General features: G+C 68.2%; 21 protein-coding genes, 1 tRNA gene and 1 rRNA gene. 13 read left to right on the top strand and 10 right to left on the bottom strand.

From position 1 onward, the window contains the following. Positions 1–58 precede the first annotated feature (58 nt). Together IWX63_RS11665 and IWX63_RS11660 are read right to left on the bottom strand one after the other, a co-directional pair. The gene (locus tag IWX63_RS11665) at positions 59–1,675 is read right to left on the bottom strand and encodes a threonine/serine exporter family protein (RefSeq protein ID WP_334685821.1); all 1,617 of its coding nucleotides are present in this window, start codon (positions 1,673–1,675) and stop codon (positions 59–61) included. Positions 1,676–1,793: 118 nt separating this feature from the next. Next, the gene (locus IWX63_RS11660; protein ID WP_334685820.1) at positions 1,794–2,867 is read right to left on the bottom strand and encodes a lipid II:glycine glycyltransferase FemX; all 1,074 of its coding nucleotides are present in this window, start codon (positions 2,865–2,867) and stop codon (positions 1,794–1,796) included. A gap of 147 nt (positions 2,868–3,014) precedes the next feature. Between IWX63_RS11660 and IWX63_RS11655 the strand changes: the two genes are divergently transcribed. The 5 genes from IWX63_RS11655 to IWX63_RS11635 all read left to right on the top strand — a co-directional run bounded on the left by IWX63_RS11655 (position 3,015) and on the right by IWX63_RS11635 (position 7,184). Continuing rightward, entirely contained in the window at positions 3,015–4,019 is a 1,005-nt protein-coding gene (locus tag IWX63_RS11655; protein WP_199278338.1) for an aldo/keto reductase family protein, read from the top strand. 20 nt (positions 4,020–4,039) lie between these two features. Continuing rightward, on the top strand, positions 4,040–4,885 hold the full coding sequence (locus IWX63_RS11650; protein ID WP_199278484.1) for an NAD-dependent epimerase/dehydratase family protein: 846 nt from the start codon (positions 4,040–4,042) through the stop codon (positions 4,883–4,885). Positions 4,886–5,001: 116 nt separating this feature from the next. Further along, entirely contained in the window at positions 5,002–5,469 is a 468-nt protein-coding gene (locus IWX63_RS11645) for a hypothetical protein (protein WP_199278337.1), read from the top strand. Positions 5,470–5,708: 239 nt separating this feature from the next. Next, on the top strand, positions 5,709–6,800 hold the full coding sequence (locus IWX63_RS11640; protein WP_199278336.1) for an alkene reductase: 1,092 nt from the start codon (positions 5,709–5,711) through the stop codon (positions 6,798–6,800). Between the two features lie 234 nt (positions 6,801–7,034). Next, on the top strand, positions 7,035–7,184 hold the full coding sequence (locus tag IWX63_RS11635) for a hypothetical protein (protein WP_199278335.1): 150 nt from the start codon (positions 7,035–7,037) through the stop codon (positions 7,182–7,184). A gap of 73 nt (positions 7,185–7,257) precedes the next feature. On the opposite strand, the gene IWX63_RS11630 is transcribed toward IWX63_RS11635, so the two are convergent. The 3 genes from IWX63_RS11630 to IWX63_RS11620 form a co-directional block, all read right to left on the bottom strand. Continuing rightward, the gene (locus IWX63_RS11630) at positions 7,258–7,530 is read right to left on the bottom strand and encodes a hypothetical protein (protein WP_199278334.1); all 273 of its coding nucleotides are present in this window, start codon (positions 7,528–7,530) and stop codon (positions 7,258–7,260) included. Between the two features lie 293 nt (positions 7,531–7,823). Further along, complete coding sequence (locus IWX63_RS11625; RefSeq protein ID WP_199278333.1) at positions 7,824–8,204, bottom strand: hypothetical protein; 381 nt, start codon at positions 8,202–8,204, stop codon at positions 7,824–7,826. 46 nt (positions 8,205–8,250) lie between these two features. Further along, positions 8,251–8,442, bottom strand: coding sequence for a hypothetical protein (locus IWX63_RS11620; RefSeq protein ID WP_199278332.1), 192 nt, complete (start codon positions 8,440–8,442; stop codon positions 8,251–8,253). A 103-nt stretch (positions 8,443–8,545) separates the two neighbouring features. On the opposite strand from IWX63_RS11620, the gene IWX63_RS11615 reads away from it, so the two are divergent. The 4 genes from IWX63_RS11615 to IWX63_RS11600 all read left to right on the top strand — a co-directional run bounded on the left by IWX63_RS11615 (position 8,546) and on the right by IWX63_RS11600 (position 13,183). Beyond that, the gene (locus tag IWX63_RS11615; RefSeq protein WP_199278331.1) at positions 8,546–9,049 is read left to right on the top strand and encodes a metallophosphoesterase family protein; all 504 of its coding nucleotides are present in this window, start codon (positions 8,546–8,548) and stop codon (positions 9,047–9,049) included. Between the two features lie 138 nt (positions 9,050–9,187). Next, positions 9,188–9,970: a hypothetical protein gene (locus tag IWX63_RS11610; RefSeq protein WP_199278330.1), complete on the top strand. Its 783-nt coding sequence runs from the start codon at positions 9,188–9,190 to the stop codon at positions 9,968–9,970. Between the two features lie 274 nt (positions 9,971–10,244). Next, the gene (rsgA, locus tag IWX63_RS11605; protein WP_334685819.1) at positions 10,245–11,222 is read left to right on the top strand and encodes a ribosome small subunit-dependent GTPase A; all 978 of its coding nucleotides are present in this window, start codon (positions 10,245–10,247) and stop codon (positions 11,220–11,222) included. A gap of 587 nt (positions 11,223–11,809) precedes the next feature. After that, positions 11,810–13,183: an FAD-binding oxidoreductase gene (locus IWX63_RS11600; RefSeq protein ID WP_199278328.1), complete on the top strand. Its 1,374-nt coding sequence runs from the start codon at positions 11,810–11,812 to the stop codon at positions 13,181–13,183. A 90-nt stretch (positions 13,184–13,273) separates the two neighbouring features. Here IWX63_RS11600 and IWX63_RS11595 read toward each other — a convergent pair. Further along, positions 13,274–13,347 (bottom strand) — tRNA-Thr (locus IWX63_RS11595). A 173-nt stretch (positions 13,348–13,520) separates the two neighbouring features. On the opposite strand from IWX63_RS11595, the gene IWX63_RS11590 reads away from it, so the two are divergent. The 4 genes from IWX63_RS11590 to IWX63_RS11575 all read left to right on the top strand — a co-directional run bounded on the left by IWX63_RS11590 (position 13,521) and on the right by IWX63_RS11575 (position 18,499). Continuing rightward, the gene (locus IWX63_RS11590) at positions 13,521–15,020 is read left to right on the top strand and encodes an alpha,alpha-trehalose-phosphate synthase (UDP-forming) (RefSeq protein ID WP_199278327.1); all 1,500 of its coding nucleotides are present in this window, start codon (positions 13,521–13,523) and stop codon (positions 15,018–15,020) included. Continuing rightward, complete coding sequence (gene otsB / locus IWX63_RS11585; RefSeq protein ID WP_199278326.1) at positions 15,010–15,789, top strand: trehalose-phosphatase; 780 nt, start codon at positions 15,010–15,012, stop codon at positions 15,787–15,789. The genes IWX63_RS11590 and otsB overlap by 11 nt, the downstream gene beginning before the upstream one ends. A 131-nt stretch (positions 15,790–15,920) precedes the next feature. Further along, positions 15,921–17,009 carry an ABC transporter ATP-binding protein gene (locus tag IWX63_RS11580; RefSeq protein WP_199278325.1) on the top strand — a complete coding sequence of 363 codons (1,089 nt, stop codon included), beginning with the start codon at positions 15,921–15,923 and terminating at the stop codon, positions 17,007–17,009. Between the two features lie 140 nt (positions 17,010–17,149). Then, positions 17,150–18,499: a DUF4032 domain-containing protein gene (locus IWX63_RS11575; RefSeq protein WP_199278324.1), complete on the top strand. Its 1,350-nt coding sequence runs from the start codon at positions 17,150–17,152 to the stop codon at positions 18,497–18,499. Between the two features lie 80 nt (positions 18,500–18,579). On the opposite strand, the gene IWX63_RS11570 is transcribed toward IWX63_RS11575, so the two are convergent. The 4 genes from IWX63_RS11570 to rrf all read right to left on the bottom strand — a co-directional run bounded on the left by IWX63_RS11570 (position 18,580) and on the right by rrf (position 21,578). Beyond that, positions 18,580–19,170, bottom strand: a complete 591-nt coding sequence (locus IWX63_RS11570) for a hypothetical protein (protein WP_199278323.1) — start codon at positions 19,168–19,170, stop codon at positions 18,580–18,582. Between the two features lie 101 nt (positions 19,171–19,271). Continuing rightward, positions 19,272–20,639 (bottom strand): FAD-binding oxidoreductase, encoded by a 1,368-nt coding sequence (locus IWX63_RS11565; RefSeq protein ID WP_199278322.1) that lies wholly within the window; start codon positions 20,637–20,639, stop codon positions 19,272–19,274. Continuing rightward, entirely contained in the window at positions 20,639–21,172 is a 534-nt protein-coding gene (locus tag IWX63_RS11560) for a hypothetical protein (protein WP_199278321.1), read from the bottom strand. The genes IWX63_RS11565 and IWX63_RS11560 overlap by 1 nt, the downstream gene beginning before the upstream one ends. 289 nt (positions 21,173–21,461) lie before the next feature. Next, positions 21,462–21,578 (bottom strand): 5S ribosomal RNA (rrf, locus tag IWX63_RS11555). Between the last annotated feature and the right edge of the window lie 36 nt (positions 21,579–21,614).

The following is a 21,614-nucleotide window of genomic DNA, read 5'->3' as shown; positions in this document are numbered from 1 at the left end:
GCATGGGACGGCTCGGAAGTAGGGTTCGTAGGCCGGGTGGGCCTGCCGACGCACCCGGCTACCGCCGCCGGTTCCGCTGCCGCTCGTCGGAGCTGAGCTTCCTCGTGAACGGTCGCGCCAGGTTGTCACCGAGGACGACGCCCGCGGCAATCGCCAGCACGACCGTCAGGGCGTTGAAGAGGCCCAGCGCGCCGTCGGACACGATCTCCGACTCGATGGTGAGCATGTACATCGAGCGGAAGATGGACAGCCCCGGGTAGAGGAACAGCACAGCGGGAACGGCGACGACGAGTTGGGGGGCGCCGAGCCGGAGGGCCACGACGCGCGAGAGTCCACCGATCAGGATGGCCGCGAGGGCCGGTGCCAGCCGGTACCCCACGCCGGCTGCCACGGCGCTGATCATCAGGAGATATCCGGCGACAGCCACGAGCGAGGTCGGGATCACGAGCTTCACGTCGGTCTGCTCGGCGATGCAGATCATGGCCACGGCGATGAATATCAACACCGCGACCAGGGGCCATGGGTACTGGCTGCCCGAGGAGTCGAACACCTGGAGTTCAGGGATCCCGAGCGCCGATCCGGCGACGAGGGCCACGGCGATGCCTGCCACGAGCGCCGCGAAGACGAGGATCGCCGAGAGATATCGACCCGCAGCCGTGACCGGGAACCCGTTGATGGCGTCCTGCGTCGCGGAGACCAGCCGGCCGGTCGGCAGGAGCAGCAGGATACCGCCCACCACGACGAGGGCCGGGGCAATGGGCACCTGCAGCCACCAGAACAGCATCGCGATCAGGGTGACGAGCGCCGCCGACGTGGCGACGGAGAAGAACTCGGGGACGCGCCACTCCCCCAGCTTGCGGCTCACCAGGTCGACGAGGATGCAGCTGATGAAACCGACCAGCGAACCGAGCAGGGTCCCGCCGACGAAGGCCACGATGGCCGCCGAGAAGATGCCGAACGCGGCCGTCACCATCCAGCGGGGGAAAGGCTTCGGCCGGTGGGTGATCTCGTCGAGCCGCTGGGCGGCCTCGGTCCGGGAGACCCCGCCGTCGGCGATATCGGAGACGAGCCGGTGGATGGCCGTGAGGCCCGCGTAGTTGTTCGTCCATGAGCGGACCACGCGCAGCACCGTCGTCGGCGTCTGGTCCTTCACGGAGTAGTTGATGATCACCGACTGGTTGGTGATGTCCACCTCGATGTGGTCGAGACCGAAAGCCGCCGTGACCGCGATGATGCTCGTCTCCACCTCGAGGGCACCCGCGCCGTACCGGAACATGGTCTCGGCCAGGTTCAGGGCGAAGTCGAGGGCCTTGCGGGCGCCGGCGTCGGGACCGCCGACCTGGATCATGGGATTCGCGTAGGGGCTGCCGGCAAGCCGCTCGACGATGCTCATGGCCTGGGTGGGCGGAGCCTCGCCCTGCACGAGGCGGCGGAGCACGCTCCTGGCTGCCGCGTTGGACCGGCTCGACGACGGCACGCTCCGCGGTGTCGTGGGCAGTGCATCCGTGGGCCGCGTGATGGGCTGCCGCTGACGGGACGGCCGGGGGATCTTCGGTTCCGACGCGGGGCGCTTCGGTGGGGCCCCGGTCCTGCCGCCCTTCCTGGCGGGACCTCCCGGGCTTGCCGCCAGCTGCCGCTTCTCGTCCTCGGACGGGTCGAAGGGGCGCCGGATCACCGGGAGGGCTTCCGCTACGGGCGATGGATCGGGGGGCAGAGGCCCATCCCCCGGGGTCGAACCGTCTTTCACAGCGGCCTTTCGTGCATCGATCGCGGTGCCCTCTGCGGGCTCTTCCTCAGTAGAACGGCTGATGCGTGCGTCGCCAGTGGATCTGGCGCGCCACACGCTCCGCGATCGTGTTCCAGACACGATACTTCCAGCCGCTGACCACGAGGTCGTAACAGCCGGCGAAATCCGTCACCGTCTTGGTGAAACTCGTCTTGAACAGTCCCAGTCCGTGGAACGGGTGGTCCTTGTCCTTCAGCCGGTCGCTGGGCGGGGTGCCGCAGAAGTCGTACTCGACGATCCCGAACTCGTCCTTGAGGTCGGTGATGGCCTGCCACTGTACGAGATGGGAATCCCCGTACTGGGTCCGCCCAGGACGGGAACCGCCGTCCTTGTAGGTGCCCTTGGTGCCGTAGTTGACCACGAAGGCGCCGACCGAGGGCTGCCCGTCCTCGTAGACGAAGTAGAAGCGGCCCTGCCCTGCATCCACGAAGTTCTGCCAGAAGCGGCTGTAGTACTCCAGTGAGCGCATCCGGGCGGCCGAGCGGTCCTCGATGTGCGCCATGAGCGAGTACATGGCTTCGAAGGTCTCCTGCGTCGGCTCCATCCGCCGGACCTCGACCCCCTCACGCATGGCCCTGCGGACCGCGTTGCGACCGCGCGAGTGCAGGTTCCGCAGGAGCTGGTTGGCATCCGGCGTGGTGTCCAGGATGGCCGTGCTGTCGTTGGGCTGCAGGTTGAAGGTCTTGACGAGCCCGGCCGACTGCAGTGCCTCCCGCACCTCCGGTCCATCCACGAGATCCGGCTCCACCTTGATCGCGAAGACGTTGTGCGCCTCCCTGCGGGCGAGGTCGGCGACGGCGTGCGCGGCGGCAGGCACGTGGGATGCCTCGGTGACCGCCGGGCCCTTGATCAGGTACCACAGCGCCCCGATGACGGGGACCTTCTCCTCCAGGACGAGGTTGTGGGTCCTGTACCCGGGGCCTTCGAGGACCACGAATCGCGGCCGCCACCCGTGATGGGACTTCACCTCCGCGAACGCCGCGGAGGAGAGCAGGTTGCCTCCGCCGGGGTTCGCCATCACGAGGGAATCCCAATTCTGCTGCTCGGTCCCGGTGGCGAAACGAGCGCTGAAGTCGACCAAGATTCCTCATTCACTGGTGGTGGCAACCGAAGGACGCCCTCAAGTCTAGCGGCAGCGCCCTACCCCTCCGCGTTGCATGACGCACTGGTTGCCTGGGGGAACAGGGTTTCCTGTACTCGCCCCGTCCGGGTGGCTAGCATCGGCGATATGGACTTCAGATACCTCGGCAACAGCGGCTTCAAGATCTCGGAAATCACGTACGGCAATTGGCTCACCCACGGATCGCAGGTGGAGAACGACGTCGCCACGCAGTGCGTGCGCGCCGCGCTCGACGTCGGCATCACCACCTTCGACACCGCGGACGTGTACGCGAACACGGCGGCGGAGACTGTCCTCGGCGAAGCACTCAAGGGCGAGCGGCGCCAGTCGCTCGAGATCTTCACGAAGGTCTGGGGGCCCACGGGACCGAAGGGACACAACGACGTCGGGCTGTCCCGCAAGCACATCATGGAGTCGATCGACGGATCGCTGCAGCGGCTGCAGACGGATTACGTCGACCTCTACCAGGCACACCGGTACGACTACGAGACGCCCCTCGAGGAGACGATGCAGGCCTTCGCCGACATCGTGCGTCAGGGCAAGGCCCTGTACATCGGGGTCAGCGAGTGGACGGCGCAGCAGATCCGTGACGGTCATGCCCTCGCGAGGGACCTCGGCTTCCAGCTGATCTCCAACCAGCCCCAGTACTCGATGCTGTGGCGCGTCATCGAGGGCGACGTCGTCCCCACGTCCGAGGAGCTCGGACTGTCGCAGATCGTCTGGTCGCCCGTCGCGCAGGGCGTGCTGACGGGCAAGTACGCGCCGGGCCGGCAGCCCGAGCAGGGCACGCGCGCCTCGGACGACAAGGGCGGCGCCGACATGATCAAGCGCTGGATGAGCGACGAGGTACTCACGGGCGTGCAGAAGCTCGCGCCGATCGCCGACGGCGTGGGCCTCACGATGGCCCAGCTGGCCGTCGCGTGGGTGCTGCAGAACAAGAACGTGGCCTCGGCGATCATCGGCGCCTCCCGGCCCGAGCAGGTGAAGTCGAACGCGGTCGCCGCCGGCGTGAAGCTCGAGGACGACGTCCTGACGGCGATCGACGACGCGATCGGCGACCTCGCCGAGACGGACGTCGCGAAGACCGTCTCCCCCGAGACGCGGCCGGTCTGATGGCGGCTGCGACCAGCCCCCTGAACGTCGCGGTGACGGGCTCGAACGGGAAGTTGGGGCGGAGCGTCGTCCGTGGCCTGCGCGAGGCCGGGCACACCGTCCTCGAGCTCGACCAGCACGGCGAGCGCACCCCGACGTTCCTCCGCATCGACCTGCGGGACTACGGCCAGGTGCTCGATGCGCTCCTCGGCGTGGACGACCGGCACTCCGGCCTCGACGCCGTCGTGCATCTCGGAGCGATCCCGGCTCCGGGCCTGCAGGCGGACGTGGCGACGTTCCACAACAACATGACCGCCACGTACAACATCTTCCAGGCGTGCAGGCGGGCCGGCATCAAGCGGGTCGTGTACGCGTCCAGCGAGACCGTCCTCGGACTCCCGTTCGACACCCCGCCCCCGTACATCCCGGTGGACGAGGAATACCCGGCCCGGCCCGAGACCACGTACTCCCTGGTCAAGCACCTCGAGGAGCAGCTGGCGATCGAACTGACGCGCTGGGATCCGCAGCTGAGCATCACGGCCCTGCGCTTCTCGAACGTCATGGATCCAGAGGACTACGCCGCGTTCCCCTCCTTCGACGCGGACGCGACCGCCCGGAAGTGGAACCTCTGGGGGTACATCGACGGGCGGGACGGCGCCCAGGCCGTGGCGAAGGCCCTCGAGAACGCGGCGCCGGGCTTCGACCGCTTCATCATCGCGGCGGCCGACACCGTCATGAGCCGTGCCAGCGCCGACCTTGCGGCCGAGGTGTTCCCCGGGGTGGAGCTGACGCGCGAGGTGGGCGAGCACGAGACACTCCTCTCGATCGACAGGGCCCGCCGGGTGCTGGGGTACGAACCCCGGCACAGCTGGCGCGACCACGTCTAGGTCCATCCATCCAGGCAGTCCTCGATGGTCCGGGCGACGGCGCGAACTGTCGCCCGGACCTGTTCATCAGTAGGCTGATGATTGACGATGCGCAGTACTGACGAAAGGCACAGAAGATGACCGAGAACCTTCCCGATGAGGAACTGACCATCGTGGGCGAGGAGCCCGAGATGCCGAACGACGCGCTCTCCCCCGATGCCCTGGACCCGGTCCTCGATGGCCGGCCGGACAGCTACGAGGGCGCGGCGGAGGTCGACCCGGACCACTGGCGGGAGGATCCCCTGCTGCAGGACGAGCCCGGGGCGGCCGAGACCGGCGCCGGCGAGAACGGTGTCGATGAGAACGGTGTCGCCGCCATCGGCGAGGAGGGCATCCTCAGCGACCAGACGCTCCGGGGGGAGACGGCCGAGGCCCGGTACGAACACGGCGACGAGCAGTACCCGCCCGAGGAGCCGATGCTGGGCGAGGCCGCGGCCGACGTCGACTTCGGGATGATGGAGGACGACGAGGTCGACGGCAGCGACGATCCCGCCAACCTCGGCGGTTCGCCGCTGTCCGCGATCGACGAGCAGGACATCGAGTAGCGCACCGGCCTGCCCGCTGCAGCATGAAGCCCCGGGGATGTCCTCGGGGCTTCGTCATGTCCGATCCGCGCCCGTGAGCCTCCCGCCGGCCCCTGGGGCGCCGACGTCGGACCCTCCCGCCCCGGCGCAGGAGCCCACGGCACACGCCGTCCGCGCCCGTGAGGCAGGACACATCCGGAATACGCTCCGCCACCGGCCCGTTGCTGCCCAGTAGGAAACCGACCGGAAAGTAGGACCTCGTGAAACTGTTCTCCCCCCTCACGCTCGGCACGCTCGAACTCCCCAACCGCGTGGTGATGGCCCCGCTCACACGGGTCCGCTCGGGTGACGCCGGCATCCCGGGCGACATCGTCGTCGAGCATTACCGCCAGCGTGCATCCCTCGGCCTGATCGTCAGCGAGGGCACCTACCCCAGCCACGCCGGCCAGGGCTTCCCGGGCCAGCCCGGGCTGGTCGAGGACGCTCAGCTCGCCGGCTGGAAGCGCGTCACCGATGCTGTGCACGCGGACGGCGGGCGGATCGTCGCGCAGGTCATGCACGCGGGCCGGGTGACGCACGCCGACACGAACGGCGGGTACGAGGTCGTGGCGCCCAGCGCCATCGCGATCGACGGCACCACGCGCACCAGCACCGGCAAGCAGCCGTACCCGGTGCCGCACGCCCTCACCACCGAGGAGCTGCCGGGCATCATCGAGGAGTTCGTCACCGCCTCGCGGCGGGCCATCGATGTCGCGGGGTTCGACGGCGTCGAGCTGCACGGCGCCAACGGCTACCTGCTGCACGAGTTCCTCTCCCCCGAGTCGAACCAGCGCGACGATGTCTACGGCGGATCGCCCGAGAAGCGGGCGCAGTTCGTCATCGAGCTCGTCACGGCTGTCGCCGCCGAGGTCGGCGCGGAGAAGGTCGGGCTGCGCATCTCGCCCGCGCACAACATCCAGGACGCACTTGAGACGGAGGCCGCCGACGTGCACGCGACCTACGGCACGCTGGTCGACGCCCTTGCCCCGCTGAACCTCGCCTACCTGAGCGTCCTGCACGCCGAGCCCACGGGAGAGCTGATCCAGGACCTGCGCGCGCGCTTCGGCGGACCCGTCCTGATCAACAGCGGTTTCGGCGTGATCACCAACCGCGAGGAGGCCATCGCCATCCTCGATGACGGCGTGGGCGACGCCGTCGTCGTCGGCCGTCCCGCTATCGCGAACCCCGACCTGGCCCGCCGCTGGCGCGAGAACCTGCCGGAGAACGAGCCCAATCCGGCCACGTTCTATTCGACGGGCGCCGAGGGGTACACGGACTACCCGTTCTACGACGGCTCCGTGAACGCCAACTAGGACGCCGGCAGGCACCTGCCTGCAGTCTGCTGGACCGCACCCCGGAGGGCGTCCCCGTCTTGCGACGGGGGCGCCCTCCGTGGTTCCCGGCCGGCGTCCGGGGCTTCCATGCCCTGATCGTCAGCATGCCGACGATCGCGCGTCACGCGAAACCTCGCGGGTGATGCCCCGGGCGTCGATCCGTAGACTGACGCCACGGGAGCCTGCGTTCCCTCGACCCGGAAGGACGAGTGCATGTCGGAGATTCCAGGCGACGACGACCGGATCCACACCGAGGCCCCCGCCGAGGGCGATACCGCCGCCGACCCCGCGGACACCAGGGTGCACTCCGAAGACCCTGCCGAAGGAGCGGACTCGGACGACAGGACCGGGTCGGGCGCCTAGCACCGGCCCACCCCCGCGTACCGGGGAACAAGCCGGGCTGCTGTCCCCGGGGCCCACTGGGTGGGGTCGGCGCCTAGCGCCGGTGCCGTTCGGCGGCCTGCCGGCCCAGCTCGGCCACGGCCGCTCCGGCGACGACGAGCGAGAGCGCGACGACGGCCAGCATCATGTACAGCACCACGAGGGTGGTCATCGGCGATGATGCGCTGTGCAGGATCCGCAGACCCCCAAACAATCCGACGGCCCAGAAGACACCCACGCCCGCGAGCGCGTAGGTCGCGCGCCTGTGCCCACGATCGAAGCCCATACTCCGGGCACACTGCGTGAGAAGCCTCTGCCATTGATCCATAGCTCAACTATGAGGTGGCGGGCGGGAAGCACCGGCAGCCGTCGTTATCGTGTTCCTCACACCGGCGAATCCATCAGCCCATGATCTACGGCCTGCGCAACGGGGCAATCTCGGCGTGCGGCGGAGCGAGGGCAGGACCCGCCGGCCCCCGGTGACTCCCGGGGTCCCTCCGAGCCTTCGGGGCGTCGACCGGGCGTCGTCACGGGATTCCTCGGCCGCTGCAGGGAGGCCGCAGACGCAGGAAGGGAGCCGCGCCGATGGCGGACTCCCTTCCTGGTGTTCGGCTCCGGCGGTCAGCGCCCCGCGCGCGGATCGTCGTCCCGCGTGACGTCCGGGTCGATCGTGTCGGCGTCCTGCTGGTGATGCGTCACCTTCTCCCGCAACCCCTGCGCGTCGGCCTGGCGCTCCTGGGCCTGTCGGCGGAGCCTCTCCGCCTCGACCTCGGCCTGCTGGGCTTCGGCGTCCGCCATCGAGGCCTTGGCCTCGCGCTCGCGGGCTTCGAGTTCGGTGGCCTTCGCCTCCTCGCGCATCTCGGCCGCGCGGTGCCGGTCCTCTTCCTGCTGGTGCTGGCGTTGGACCGCTGCCCGCTTGCGGGCGAGGATCGCAACGAGGGCGATGATGGCCAGGACGACGATGATCCCGACGATGATCCACACCACTTGGTTCGTATCCACTGCTGACTCCTTCGATCGTTGACGGCGACGGCCCCGCAGGGCGTTCCTAGCTCCCGAAGCCGCCCAGGCCGGGGATCTTGCCCAGCAGGTCCTGCGGGTTGATGCCGAGCTTCGCGAGGAGATCGGCGTGCTGCTCCGGATCCACCTGATCGGGGAGCTGAGACTGTGCCTGGTCGGCGTCGTCGTTCTTGCCCTGGCTCTTCAGCAGGTCGATTATCTGTGCCTTGTCGATCTTCATTGCTGCCTCCTCGTGGACGATCCTCAGTGGTAAGCGTGCTTAGGAAGCATGCCACAGCGTCGTCGCACTGTCACGGGCCGGGGACGCACTGGAGAATGGCCGGATGCCCTTCCTCCTGACGATCCTCGCCGACACCCATCTGCCGAAGCGTGCCGGGCAGCTGCCCGGCGAGGTGTGGGACGCGGTCGAGGCGGCCGACGTCGTCGTCCATGCCGGGGACTGGACCGAGGCGCCGCTGCTGGACGAGCTCGAGGCCCGGGCCCGCCGACTCATCGCCTGCTACGGGAACAACGACGGCGGGGACCTCCGGGCACGCCTTCCCCTGGTCGCACGGGCCGAGCTCGACGGCGTCCGCCTCGCCGTCGTGCATGAGACAGGACAGAAGCTCGGCCGTGAAGCCCGCATGGCCTCGCTCTACCCCGACGTCGACGTCCTGGTGTTCGGGCACAGCCACATCCCGTGGGATACGCGGGCCGCGACGGGGCTGCGCCTGCTCAACCCGGGCTCCCCCACGGACCGTCGTCGCCAGCCGCACTGCACCTTCATGACGGCGACCATCGATGCGGGGCACCTGGACGTCGACCTGCGCCGCCTGCCGCTACGTTGATCCTGAGCGAGGTCCGGGGATCGCCCGGCGGCCCGCCCGGAGCTTCGGGATGACAGGACCCACGGAGACCCGGTGGAAGCGCCGGATTGGTAGTGTGACCAGCAGAAGTCAGCCGCCTGTCGAAATCCTGGGAGCCCCGTGAGCAAGCACCTGTACCCGCTCGTGTCCGCCGGCGCGGTCATGCTGTGCGGCCTCACCCTCGGTGCGCTGCCCGCGGAGGCCGTGGAGTGCCCCACCATCGGCAGCGGCATCGCAGGGTGCGAGGCCCCCCGGACGCAGGCCCCCGGCGGTCCCAGCAGAATCGCCCCCGCCACACAGAACGACCCGGGACGGACCGATACCGCACCGGCCACCAGGAAGGAGACGACGCCGGCACCGCCGCCGCAGCCGGATCCGACGACGTCGCCGGATCCGACAGATCCGCCGGCGACACCCCCGGTGGTCATCAAGCCACCGGTGGAGCCCGTAGAGCCGACGACGCCACCAGCGACGGCGACACCGGATCCCACGCCCACACCGGAGCAGATTGTGCCGGCCCCGGCCCCCGCACCGGCCCCGGCTCCGGCTCCGCTGCCGGCACCGCCACTGCAGCCGATCGTTCCTGCCGTCCCCCTGCCCCCGGCCCCCGAAGTCCTGCCGGCCCCCGTCATCGTCGAGGAGCCCCCGGCCACGGAGACATCGACTCCGAAACCCACCCGCAGCTCGGCCGAACCGTCACCATCCGCGACCCCGTCCGCGAGCACCTCTGCGCCCACGGCCTCGCCCTCCGCGAGCGCCGACGAAGCGGTGGCGATCGACCGGACGGACGCTCGCAGGCAGCCGAACATGCCCTTCCTCGCGCTCCTCTCGATCGTCATCATCGGCTGCATCGCCGGGCTCGTGAAGGTCGCCGCGCCTTTCGTCGAACGACGGTCGCACTAGGCCAGGGCGCCTGTTCCTTTCCGCCGCGAGCCCCGCTAGGCTAGGTGCCGAAAGGCTCCGGGAGCCGTCGGAGAGTACAAGGAGGTGGAGTCATGAACAAGGTCCTTGCCGTTGCGCTGTGCGCCGACAACAACCCCATGCACCCCGCCTCCCCGGCGTCCGCGCGGTAGCTGCGCCCTGCGGGAGGCCTCCTCCGGAGGAACCGCGTTGAACACTCTTCTGCAGTACGGCTTCACCGACCGCATCGGTGCCCTCTTCTCGTTCCACTTCCGGCGTGCAACCGGCCAGGGTGGTCCGCGCGGACCGCGGGCGGGTCCTGGCCGCTGCGCTGCAGGGCACCCTGCACCTCGACAGCCCGGACCCCCTCGTCACCGGGGACTGGGTAGGGCTGACGGGCGACGGCGACCACCGCGTCATCACCGGACACCTGCCCCGCTCGTCGCTGCTCCAGCGCAAGCGGGCGTACGATCCGCTGTCCGAACCCCAGGTCCTGGCCGCGAACATCGACCTCCTGGGAGTCGTGGTGCCCCTGGACCGGCCGCTCTCGACCAACCGGCTCGAGCGCACCCTCGTCGCCGCCTGGGATTCCGGCGCTGTACCCCTCGTCATCCTGACCAAGGCCGATCTCAGCTCGCGCTTCGACGGCGTGGTCGCCGAGACGGTCGAGCGTGCCCGTGGGGTCGAGGTGCTCACGACGTCGGCGGAGGCCGGTGACGGCCTCGAGCACCTGCGCGAACGGATCGGCGCCGGGCGGACCCTGGCGCTGGTGGGCCCCTCGGGTGCCGGGAAGTCGAGCCTGATCAACGCCCTGGTCGACGACCCCCGCCAGGACACGGGCGAGGTCCGGGCCGCCGACGGACGCGGGCGGCACACGACGACCGCCCGGGAGCTGGTGCCGCTCGGGGACGGTGCCGTCCTGATGGACACACCGGGGCTGCGCGGCTTCGCGCTGTGGGACGCGGAGGACGGACTGTCCCGGGTGTTCGGTGACGTCGAGGAGCTCTTCGCCGGATGCCGGTTCGGTGACTGCGCCCACGAGGGCGAACCCGGATGCGCGGTGCAGTCCGCCATCGCGTCCGGGGACCTCGAGGAACGCCGCTGGCTGAGCTACCGGAAGATGGACCGCGAACTCGCGAGCCTGCACCGACGGCAGGATGTCGCGGAGCAGCGGCGTCACGCGAGGTCGTTCCACCGGCTGGCCCGGGACGTCGCCAGGGCCAAGGACTACCGGAACCGCTTCAGGGAAGGATGACGGGCGCCTCGACGACGGCGACGGTGGTGGGGAGGCGGCCGGCGGAGGCCGCACACATGAGGGGGAAAGCACTTCGCCTCCCGAAAGGATCGCCCGCCATGATGGGTGCCCACCACGCAGCTTGCGGCGCCGGGCTGCTCAGCGTCCTGCTGGTGGCCTTCGCCGCCAAGGCCCTGAAGATCATCCCGGACGGCCTGAAGAAGTCCCTGTGGCCGTCGGCCTCGCTGCGGGTGCGGTCGTCACCGCTTTCGCGGCCGCGGCGGGCCTCGAATGCGGTTTCAGTGGCATGGGGCCTGACGTCCCCCGGGCGTCCTATCGGGATCCATGGCCATGGACCCCGCGACGAAGGCGTGGGCAGTCCATGCCGGGCTGGTTCGGGACGCCCGTTGGAGCGCCCGCAGCGCGGCTTACGAACATGTCCCGCATCGCCTTGTTCTTCGTCAGGCCCCTGGTCGGGAGGGGAGGCAGGTCATGTTCTCTCGTTGACAGCATTTGTAGGGAGCGTAGGCTCAAAATGTTTGGCAGCACGTTCGACCGGCAGGTCCGACGGGACGCGATGGCGTCCGGATCGAGAAAGGTGCCCTTTCGTGGATATCCCAACTCCCTGGCCATCGCTTGACCCGTCCGCCGTCGGTGCCCTGAGTTCGTCCCTTCGGGGCCAGCTTTTCCACCCTGGCGAGCACGGTTATGACGACGTCCGGAAGGTCTTCAACGCGATGATCGACCGCCGTCCCGCCGTTATCGTCCGCCCAGCCGACGCGGAAGATATCTGCCGTACGGTGAGCTTCGCACGGACAAACCATCTCCCCGTCTCCGTCAAGGGGGGCAGTCATAACGTAGCCGGGAGTGCCGTGATCGACCGTGGGCTCATGCTGGATTGCTCAGGCATGAAGAAGATTAGGGTCGACGCCGAACGGCGCGTCGCCGTGGCCGGAGCCGGGGCGTTACTGGCCGACCTTGACCGCGCCACCCAGACAGGTGGCCTTGCCACGCCGCTGGGAGTGGTGTCGGTTACCGGCATCGCTGGCCTGACTCTGGGCGGCGGCATCGGCTGGCTCAACGGCAAGCACGGTCTCGCCTGCGACAACGTGCTCGCCGCCAATATCGTGACTTCGGACGGGGGGCTTCTGAAGGTGAGCGCCGACGAGCACGCAGACCTCTTCTGGGCAATCCGGGGAGGCGGCGGCAACTTTGGCGTGGTCACTTCGTTCACCTATCGGCTGCATCCCGTCGGACCGGTCCTTGCCGGAGGATTCTTATTCCCGGCGGAGCGCACGCGGGAGGTCCTGCGGTTCTACCCCGAATTCGCCGCCTCGTGTCCCGATGAACTCTCGATGTCAGCAAGTTTGGGGCGCGACGACTCGGGGAACCCTGTTCTTAGCGTCGGCGTTTGCTGGAGCGGCGAGCACGGCGGGGCGGATTCTGCGCTCCGACCCCTGCGTGATCTCGGCCCGGCGGTAGACATAGTCGCACCAACCGACTATTGCGAACTGCAAAGCGCTCACGATGCGGGCTTTCCTCAGGGCCAGAACCACTATTGGAAATCGAGCTTCTTCACGGAATTCACCGACGACGCCATCGACATCCTGCTCCATTTTGCGGCCGAGCTGCCCTCACCGGCGAGCGGCATCGGTATGCAGCAAATGCACGGTGCGGCCGCGCGGGTCGACACCGCAGCCACGGCGTTCCCGCATCGCCGGTCGCAGATTGAACTCCTCATCCTGTGCCAGTGGGCCGACCCGGCTGAAACGGAGCGCAACGTCGGCTGGGCCCGCGCCTTGTTCGAGGCGCTGCAGCCCTTCGCCGTGCGCGGGGTCTACGTCAACGATCTGGGCGATGAAGGTGAGGATCGGGTGAAGGCGGCCTACGGGGCGAATTACGACAGCCTCAGCGCTGCCAAAGCCAAATACGACCCAACGAACCTCTTCCGCTCGAACCAGAACATCCGGCCGGCGCCGTAGCGGGGTAGTAGCGGGTTCCCCGATATCAGGACAAACGAGAACCGCGCCGCCACCGGGAGGGTTCCCAGTGGCGGCGCGGTTCTTTCGTCGGGCCCCCTGTCGGATTCGAACCGACGACCCCCGCTTTACAAGAGCGGTGCTCTGGCCAACTGAGCTAAGGAGGCGTGCCGGCCGTGCCGGCGAGGCGCCGTCGTCGTGTCCATGAGGTGGAACCTGCCGGAGGCAGCGTGACGCCGAGCGCTCAATAAGGGTAGCCCAGCGCCGGCACCGCGTGAAATCAGCCACGCACCCTGCAGCGCCCGACCGGATAGAGTCGTTTCCGAGACCAACTACTTCGATGGAGCCCGTTTTGAGCGCTGCACAACCCTCGACCACACCCGGCGTCAAGGCATCGTTCTCGACGGACGGCAAGTACGGCGACTTCGACTTCATCGTCGTCTCCAACCGGCTGGCGGTGGACCGCGTCGTCGACGAGAACGGCGAGAGTTCGTGGCGGCGTTCCCCGGGCGGACTGGTGACCGCTCTGGCGCCGGTGATGGCCAAGGCCGACGGCGCCTGGGTCGGCTGGCACGGAGCGCCCGACGAGACACTCGAACCCTTCGACGAGTCGAACATGCGCCTCGTGCCCGTGCCTCTCAGTGCCGAGGAGGTGGAGCTGTACTACGAGGGGTTCTCCAACGCCACCCTCTGGCCGCTCTACCACGACGTCATCGCCTCTCCCGAGTTCCACCGCACCTGGTGGGACTCCTACCGCAGGGTCAACGAGCGCTTCGCGAAGGCGACGGCGTCCGTCGCGGCGGAGGGAGCGACGGTCTGGGTGCAGGACTACCAGCTGCAGCTCGTCCCCAAGATGCTGCGCGAGGCCCGCCCGGACCTGAAGATCGGCTTCTTCAACCACATCCCGTTCCCTCCGCTGGAGATCTACGCGCAGCTGCCGTGGCGCCGTCAGGTCATCGAGGGGCTCCTGGGCGCGGACCTCATCGGCTTCCAGCGTCCCAGCGACGCCAGCAACTTCCTGCGGTGCGTGCGCCGCTTCAAGGGCTACACCATCAAGGCCCAGCAGGTGCACGTGCCTGCGGGCGACGACGGCACACCGGGCTACGTATCGCGCGCCGAGGCGTTCCCCATCTCCATCGACACCGCGTCGATCACGGAGCTGGCGCAGCGGCCGGATGTCATCGAACGCTCGAAGGAGATCCGGCGGGAACTCGGCGACCCGGAGCACATCCTGCTCGGCGTGGACCGGCTCGACTACACCAAGGGCATCGGCCACCGGCTCAAGGCCTACGGGGAGCTGCTCGAGGACGGCGCAATCACGGTGGAGGGCGCCGCCCTCATCCAGGTCGCCAGTCCCAGCCGTGAGCGTGTGGAGCAGTACCGCCTCCTGCGCGAGGACATCGAGGGCGCGGTGGGCCGCATCAACGGCACGCACGACACCATGAAGAACACCGCGATCCGCTACCTCCACCACAGCTACCCGGTCGAGGAGATGGTGGCGCTGTACCTCGCCGCCGACGTCATGCTCGTCACCGCCCTGCGGGACGGCATGAACCTCGTGGCCAAGGAATACGTCGCAGCCCGCACCGGGAACACGGGCATGCTCGTGCTCAGCGAGTTCGCGGGCGCGGCGGACACCCTCCGCCAGGCGATCCTCGTCAACCCGCACGATATCGACGGACTGAAAGCCGCCATCGTCACGGCGGTCACCATGCCGAAACCCGAAGCCATGCGGCGTATGCGGCTCATGCGCCGCCAGGTGGTCCACAACGACGTCGAGCGCTGGTCGCAGACATTCCTCAACGCCCTCCAGACGGAAGGACCCGGCAATGGCGATTGACACGGAGCTCCACGCCGCACTCCGCCGCCTGGCCTCCACGCCGCGCCTGCTCGTCGCCCTGGACTTCGACGGCACGCTGGCACCACTGGTCGAGCGGGCGGAGGACGCCCGCGCCCTCCCGGCGTCGGCCGCGGCCGTCCGGGTGCTGGCCGGCCTGCCCCACACGACGACGGCGCTCATCTCCGGACGGGCCCTCGACAGCCTGCGTGCCGTCGCCGACCCGCCGGCGGACACGATGCTGATCGGCAGCCACGGCGCCGAGACCTGGACCGGACCGGACCGCGCCCCCCTCGCGTTGACGCCGGACCAGGCCGGCCTCCTGGTGCGCGCCGTCGCCGTCGTCGAACGGATCGTCGCCGTGCATGCCGGGACACGGATCGAGTTCAAGCCCGCCGGCGTCGTGCTGCATACGAGGACGGCGGCGGACGACATCGCCGACGCCGCCGTGGCAGCAGCACGGACCGAGCTCACCCCGCTGGACGGCGTGAGCATCACGGACGGCAAGCGCGTGCTCGAGATCTCGGTGATCGAGGCCGACAAGGGCCAGGGACTGGCCCTGCTGCGGCAGGCGGCGGCAGCGACGGCGGTCTTCTTCGCAGGCGACGACGTCACGGACGAGCATGCCCAGAAGACCCTCGTCGCGGGCGATGTCGGCATCAGGATCGGCCCCGGGGACACCGCCGCGTCCTTCTCCGTCGCCTCTCCCGAGACCTTCACGGAGGTGCTCCAGGAGCTCGCGACGCTGCGCGCTGCAAGTGCACCCGGGTAGGGAACGTGTCATACTCAGGAGGCGTGACCAACGTCACCGGTACTGCTGGCGGACCACGCGCAACAACTGAATACCTTCCATTCACTACGGATCGTCGGGCACGTACCTGCCCGTGAAAAGGAACCAACTCCATGGCAACGGTAACGTTTGACCAGGCCACGCGCCTGTACCCGGGCACGGACAAGCCCGCCGTCGACAAGCTCGACATCGACATCGCCGACGGCGAATTCCTCGTCCTCGTAGGACCCTCCGGTTGCGGTAAGTCCACCTCCCTGCGCATGCTCGCGGGCCTCGAGGACGTCAACTCCGGACGCATCCTCATCGGTGACCGCGACGTCACGGATGTCCCCCCGAAGGATCGCGACATCGCGATGGTCTTCCAGAACTACGCCCTCTACCCTCACATGTCGGTGGCCGACAACATGGGCTTCGCCCTCAAGATCGCCGGCGTCTCGAAGGAGGAGCGTGCCGAGCGTGTCCGCGAAGCGGCGAAGCTCCTCGACCTCGAGGACTACCTCGACCGCAAGCCGAAGGCCCTCTCCGGTGGCCAACGCCAGCGTGTCGCCATGGGTCGCGCGATCGTGCGTAATCCTCAGGTCTTCCTCATGGACGAGCCCCTGTCCAACCTGGACGCGAAGCTCCGGGTGCAGACGCGCACGCAGATCGCCTCGCTGACCCGCCGTCTCGGTGTCACGACGGTCTACGTCACGCACGACCAGGTCGAGGCCATGACCATGGGTGACCGCGTCGCCGTGCTCAAGGACGGCATCCTCCAGCAGGTCGACACCCCGCGCAACCTGTACGAGCGGCCCAAGAACGTCTTCGTCGCCGGCTTCATCGGCTCGCCCGCCATGAACCTCCTGGAACTGCCCGTCGCCGACGGCGGTGTCCTCTTCGGCGGCATCGTCTACCCCGTCCCCGGCAATGTCCTCGAGGCCGCGGCAGGCAACACCGTCACGCTCGGTGTCCGCCCCGAGGACCTCGTCCTCGTTGCCGCAGGCGAGGGGCTGCAGGTCGAGGTCGACGTCGTCGAGGAGCTGGGCGCCGACGCCTACATCTACGGCCACACCACGCTGGACGGCAAGAACCACGACATGGTGGTCCGCGTCGACGGACGTCGCCCGCCGATGAAGGGCGACAGCGTCTACGTGCGCCCCGAGCAGGGCCATGTGCACCTGTTCGACACGACGAACGGGCTTCGCCTGGCCGAGACGGTCTAGGTTCCCCGCGGATCACGCACGACGCCGCCGGTGGCTTTGCCGGGCATCCTCTGGAGGCCCCGGGAAAGCCACCGCTGTGGTTTAACGGCCATTACGCTTGATACAGGCCCATCTCCCGCCCAGACACGAAGGCAGCACCCATGACCGAGACCTCGAACGCCCAGTGGCATGACGAGCCCACGGATTACGACCAGACCGGCAAGCTGCCGCGGGTGCGTCCCGCATCCTCCGAGGTCCCCAACCTGGGATCCCTGAACATCACGGCGGCGGCGACCGATCCAGAGCTTCTCGACCTGCCCTGGCACGTCGCCCTCGAGGAGTGGCCGGCCAGCGCCCTCGCCGCCCTCCCCCGCGGAATCTCCCGGCACATCGTCCGTTTCGCACACCTCGGCGGATCGGTGATCGCGGTCAAGGAGACCGGCGAGCACATCGCGCGCCACGAGTACCACATGCTCCGGAAGCTCCAGCGCCTCGACGTACCCTGCGTCGAGCCCGTCGCCGTCATCTCCGGCCGGGCCACGCCCGAGGGGGAGGAACTCGACCCCGTCCTGGTCACCCGACACCTCAAGTTCTCACTGCCCTATCGGGCGCTGTTCTCCCAGACCCTCCGCCGCGACACACTGACCCGCCTCATCGACGCGCAGGCGCTGCTCCTCGTACGCCTGCACCTGGTCGGCTTCTACTGGGGCGATGTCTCCCTCTCCAATACCCTGTTCAGGCGCGACGCCGGGTCCTTCGCCGCCTATCTGGTCGACGCCGAGACGGGCGAGCTCTACCCGGAGCTGTCGACCGGCCAGCGCGAGTACGACCTGGAGATAGCCCGCGTCAATATCGCGGGCGAACTGATGGACCTCGCAGAGGGCGGCCTCATCGAGGAGAAGGTAGATCCTCTCGCCACCAGCGAGCTCATCATGGACAGCTACCGCCGCCTCTGGAGTGAGCTGACGGAGCAGGAATCGTTCGAGCTCGGGGATCGCTGGCGCGTGGGAGCCCGCATCCGCCGCCTCAACGAGCTGGGCTTCGATGTCGAGGAGTATGCGATCAAGACGGCCGCCAACGGTACGCAGATCCAGTTGCAGCCCAAGGTCGTCGATGCAGGGCACCACAGCCGTCGGCTCCTCCGCCTGACGGGCCTCGACGCGCAGGAGAACCAGGCCCGGCGCCTGCTCAATGACATGGACGCCTACCGTGCGGACAACAACCCCACGCTGGACGAGGAGTTCACTGCGCACCTCTGGGTCAATGAGGTCTTCGAGCCCATCGTCCGCGCCGTACCCCGTGAACTGGGACGGAAGCTCGAGCCGGCGGAGGTCGTCCACGAGGTGCTCGAGCACCGGTGGTACATGTCCGAGCGGGAGGACAGGAATGTGCCGATGGCCGAGGCCGTGCAGTCCTACCTCGACGACGAACTCCGTCACCGCCGTGACGAGGCGGAGATCATGCTGACGGCGGACGCGAAGACCATCGGCATCGATGAGGACTCGGAGTAGGTCGACGACTATCGGGTTGACGACAAGGGACCGGCAGCCATTGTGATGGCTGCCGGTCCCTTGTGCTGTCGGAGGTCCTGCTATGGGCATTCCAGGGGCTGGCCCTGGACCGTGACCGGCGTTCCCGGCGGGAGGCCGTCGCATTGTTCGATGATCTGCTGAGTCACGTCGCCGAAGAAGGCGATCAGGGCGATCATGGTGATCACGCCGATGATCGTGAACAGCACACCGATGATGATCCCGGCAAGGGCGAACCCGTTGCCCACCTTCGCCTTCCGTGATTTCACGAAGGCGATGATGCTGATGACCAGGCCGACCGGGGCGATCAGGATGGCGAGGATGAAGCCGACGATACCGAGTGTCCTGCCGGGATTCTCTGCCGTCTGCACCTGGTAGCCCTGCTGTCCGGGGTAGTTGCCGGCACCCGGGCCGTAGGGGCTCTGCTGCCCGTAGGGGGATGGGGCCTGCTGCCCGTAGGGAGTAGGCGCCTGCTGCCCATAGGGGGTCGGGGCCTGACCGTACTGCGGCTCGTTCTCCCCGTACCTGGGCTGGTCCTGCTGGCCGTACTGGGGCTGGCTCTGCCCCGACTGGGGCTCGTTCTCCCCGTACCGCGGTTTGTTCTGCTCACCGTGGGGCGGTCCGCCCTGCGATCCCGGATTATTGTCAGACATGCTGCCCCCGAACGAAAGTAATGGAAATGACGGAGAATTCCGACAGTTTCTTGAACAGTATCATCGGGGGTCGTCGCCCATCCGGCCCAGGACGGCAACAATCAGGCGACGATGGCCTTGCCTGGATTCAGGATGCCCAGGGGGTCGAAGATTTGCTTGATGCGGGCCTGCAGATCGAGGACCGCAGGCTCCTGCTCCCAGGAAAGCCATCTCCGCTTGTACTGTCCTACGCCGTGCTCGCCCGTGATCGTGCCGCCGAGCTCCAGCGCCAGGCGAACCGACGCGTCGAGCGCTTCGTCCAACCGCGACTGGGCTTCCAGGCCCTCGCTTCGCGCGACCCAGAAGGTGGGATGCAGGTTGCCGTCACCGGCGTGGGCCACGACCTTCAGATGAACGGCGTAGCGTTCCGCCATCGCCTCGAGTGCTTCGACGTAGTCGACGAGGCGGGATTTCGGAACAGCGACGTCCTCTCCAACCCGGAACAGGTCGTCCACATCATCTCCCCGACTGTGTCGCCTCAGTTCGACGAGCCGCTCGGCTTCTTCCGATCCCTCCTGACTGACGCCGGCGCCCAGCCCGACCAGGACCGCCCGGATGGTTTCGGCCTCCGCCGCAGCACCGAAGCCGTCCGTCCGGATGAGCAGGAGGGAACCACCTCGTCGGCGGAGGTCCGAGCCGTGCACGTCGTCCAGTGCGTCGAGAGTCCTCCCATCGAGGAGCTCCAGGATCGAAGGTTGCACCCGGGCGCGGCCGATGGCGAGGACCCCGGCTGCTGCCCGAGGGAAGTCGTCGAAGAAAGCGGCCAGGGTGTGGACTTCCTGGGGCAGGTAGCGGAGGCGGACGGTGACCTGCACGACCACGCCCAGCGTTCCCTCCGAACCTGTCATCAACGCCGTGAGATCGTACCCGGCAACTCCTTTGAATGTCCTGTGCCCCGTCGAGATGAGAGTGCCGTCCGCAAGGACCACTTTCAGCGCAAGCACCGAGTCGCGCGTCAGCCCGTACTTGGCACAGCGGAGTCCGCCCGCATTGGTGGCGACATTCCCTCCGATGGTGGACCACCGGTAGCTGGCCGGATCCGGGGCGTACATCAGGCCATGCTCCGCGACGGCGGTGTTGAGGTCGGCGTTGATCACACCCGGTTCGACGACGGCGGTCTCGTCGTCCGCGTTGACCTCGATGATCCTGTCCATGAGCTCGAGCGACAGGATGACACACCCCTCCGTTGCATGCGCCCCACCGGACACCCCCGACCCTGCGCCCCTGCTCACCACCGGCACACGATGGCGCGTCGCCCACTGCATCATCATCTGCACGCCCTCAACGCTGCGGGCGCGGATCACCGCGTCGGCAAGCGCCGGTTCAAGGACGGGGCCCTGGTCCCGGGAGTATCGGATCAGGTCATCGGGGTTCGTGGATACACATCCCGGCAGCGCACTCTCGAGTTCCTGGAGCACCTCCCTGAGCATCAGGACCCGCCCATGAAGCGCCGGTAGCGCGACAGAGCCTCGGACCAGAAACCGCGGTAGAAATCATAGATGTCCTGGGGGTCCTCCGCCGTCCACCCACTGTGGACAAGTGTGAACGTGACCCCGGGCCCACCACCCGCTCCGGTTCCTTCGCGTAGCGTCTCCGAAGCAGACCGGGCGGAGCCGGGTTCTTCGCCGCCGGCCATCTCGATACGCACCACGGTTGTAGAAGCAGAGCCGACATGCCGCCACGACAACTGGAGCCACTCTCCGGGACGACTGTCGGTCACCTCGCCCCAGACGTTCTCATCATCGTTGGCGGATGTCTCGACGAGGGCGTTGTCTTCCAGATCGAAGAAACTGCCCTCACCCCAGCGGCTCAACTCGTCGGCGGGCCACCAAAGATGGAGATGCTGCGTCAGCCCTGCCCAGGCATGATCGGCAGGCGCTGGTACATGCTCCGAGAATCGTAGGTCCGGTCGGTCCTCCGAGACGCCGGTCTCGGAAGGGGGGTGCGAGAACAATCCACTCATGAGTCGACAGTACCGCCGACCGAGGACTCTTCAGAGGCCGACGTTCATCTGCAGGTCGTGCCGGGCCAGGGCGGGTGTCGGGCATGGTGGCCGAGGGTGCTTTACCGGGGCTGTTTGACGTTGCCTTGTGCTGGTCGGTGCTGATGGGGGTGGGCCCCGTGGATATCCGGTGGGCGCCGGGGGTGTTGATCGGGGACCGGTCCGGCCGGTATCCGGCGGGCCGCGGGTGGGTGGGGTGGTTAACGGGGAAGAGGCCCCACCGTGGTGGGGCCTCTTGCCTGTAATGGTTGTCCGGCGGTGTCCTACTCTCCCACACTCTCTCGGGTGCAGTACCATCGGCGCTGTGGGTCTTAGCTTCCGGGTTCGGAATGGGACCGGGCGTTTCCCCCACGCTATGACCGCCGTAACCCTTGCTACCTGGCGTACCCTGTGTGCCGCACCC

The organism is Arthrobacter sp. CAN_A2 (assembly GCF_015752045.1).
Classification (GTDB): Bacteria; Actinomycetota; Actinomycetes; order Actinomycetales; family Micrococcaceae; genus Arthrobacter_D.
This window is presented reverse-complemented; position numbering and strand designations above follow the sequence as displayed.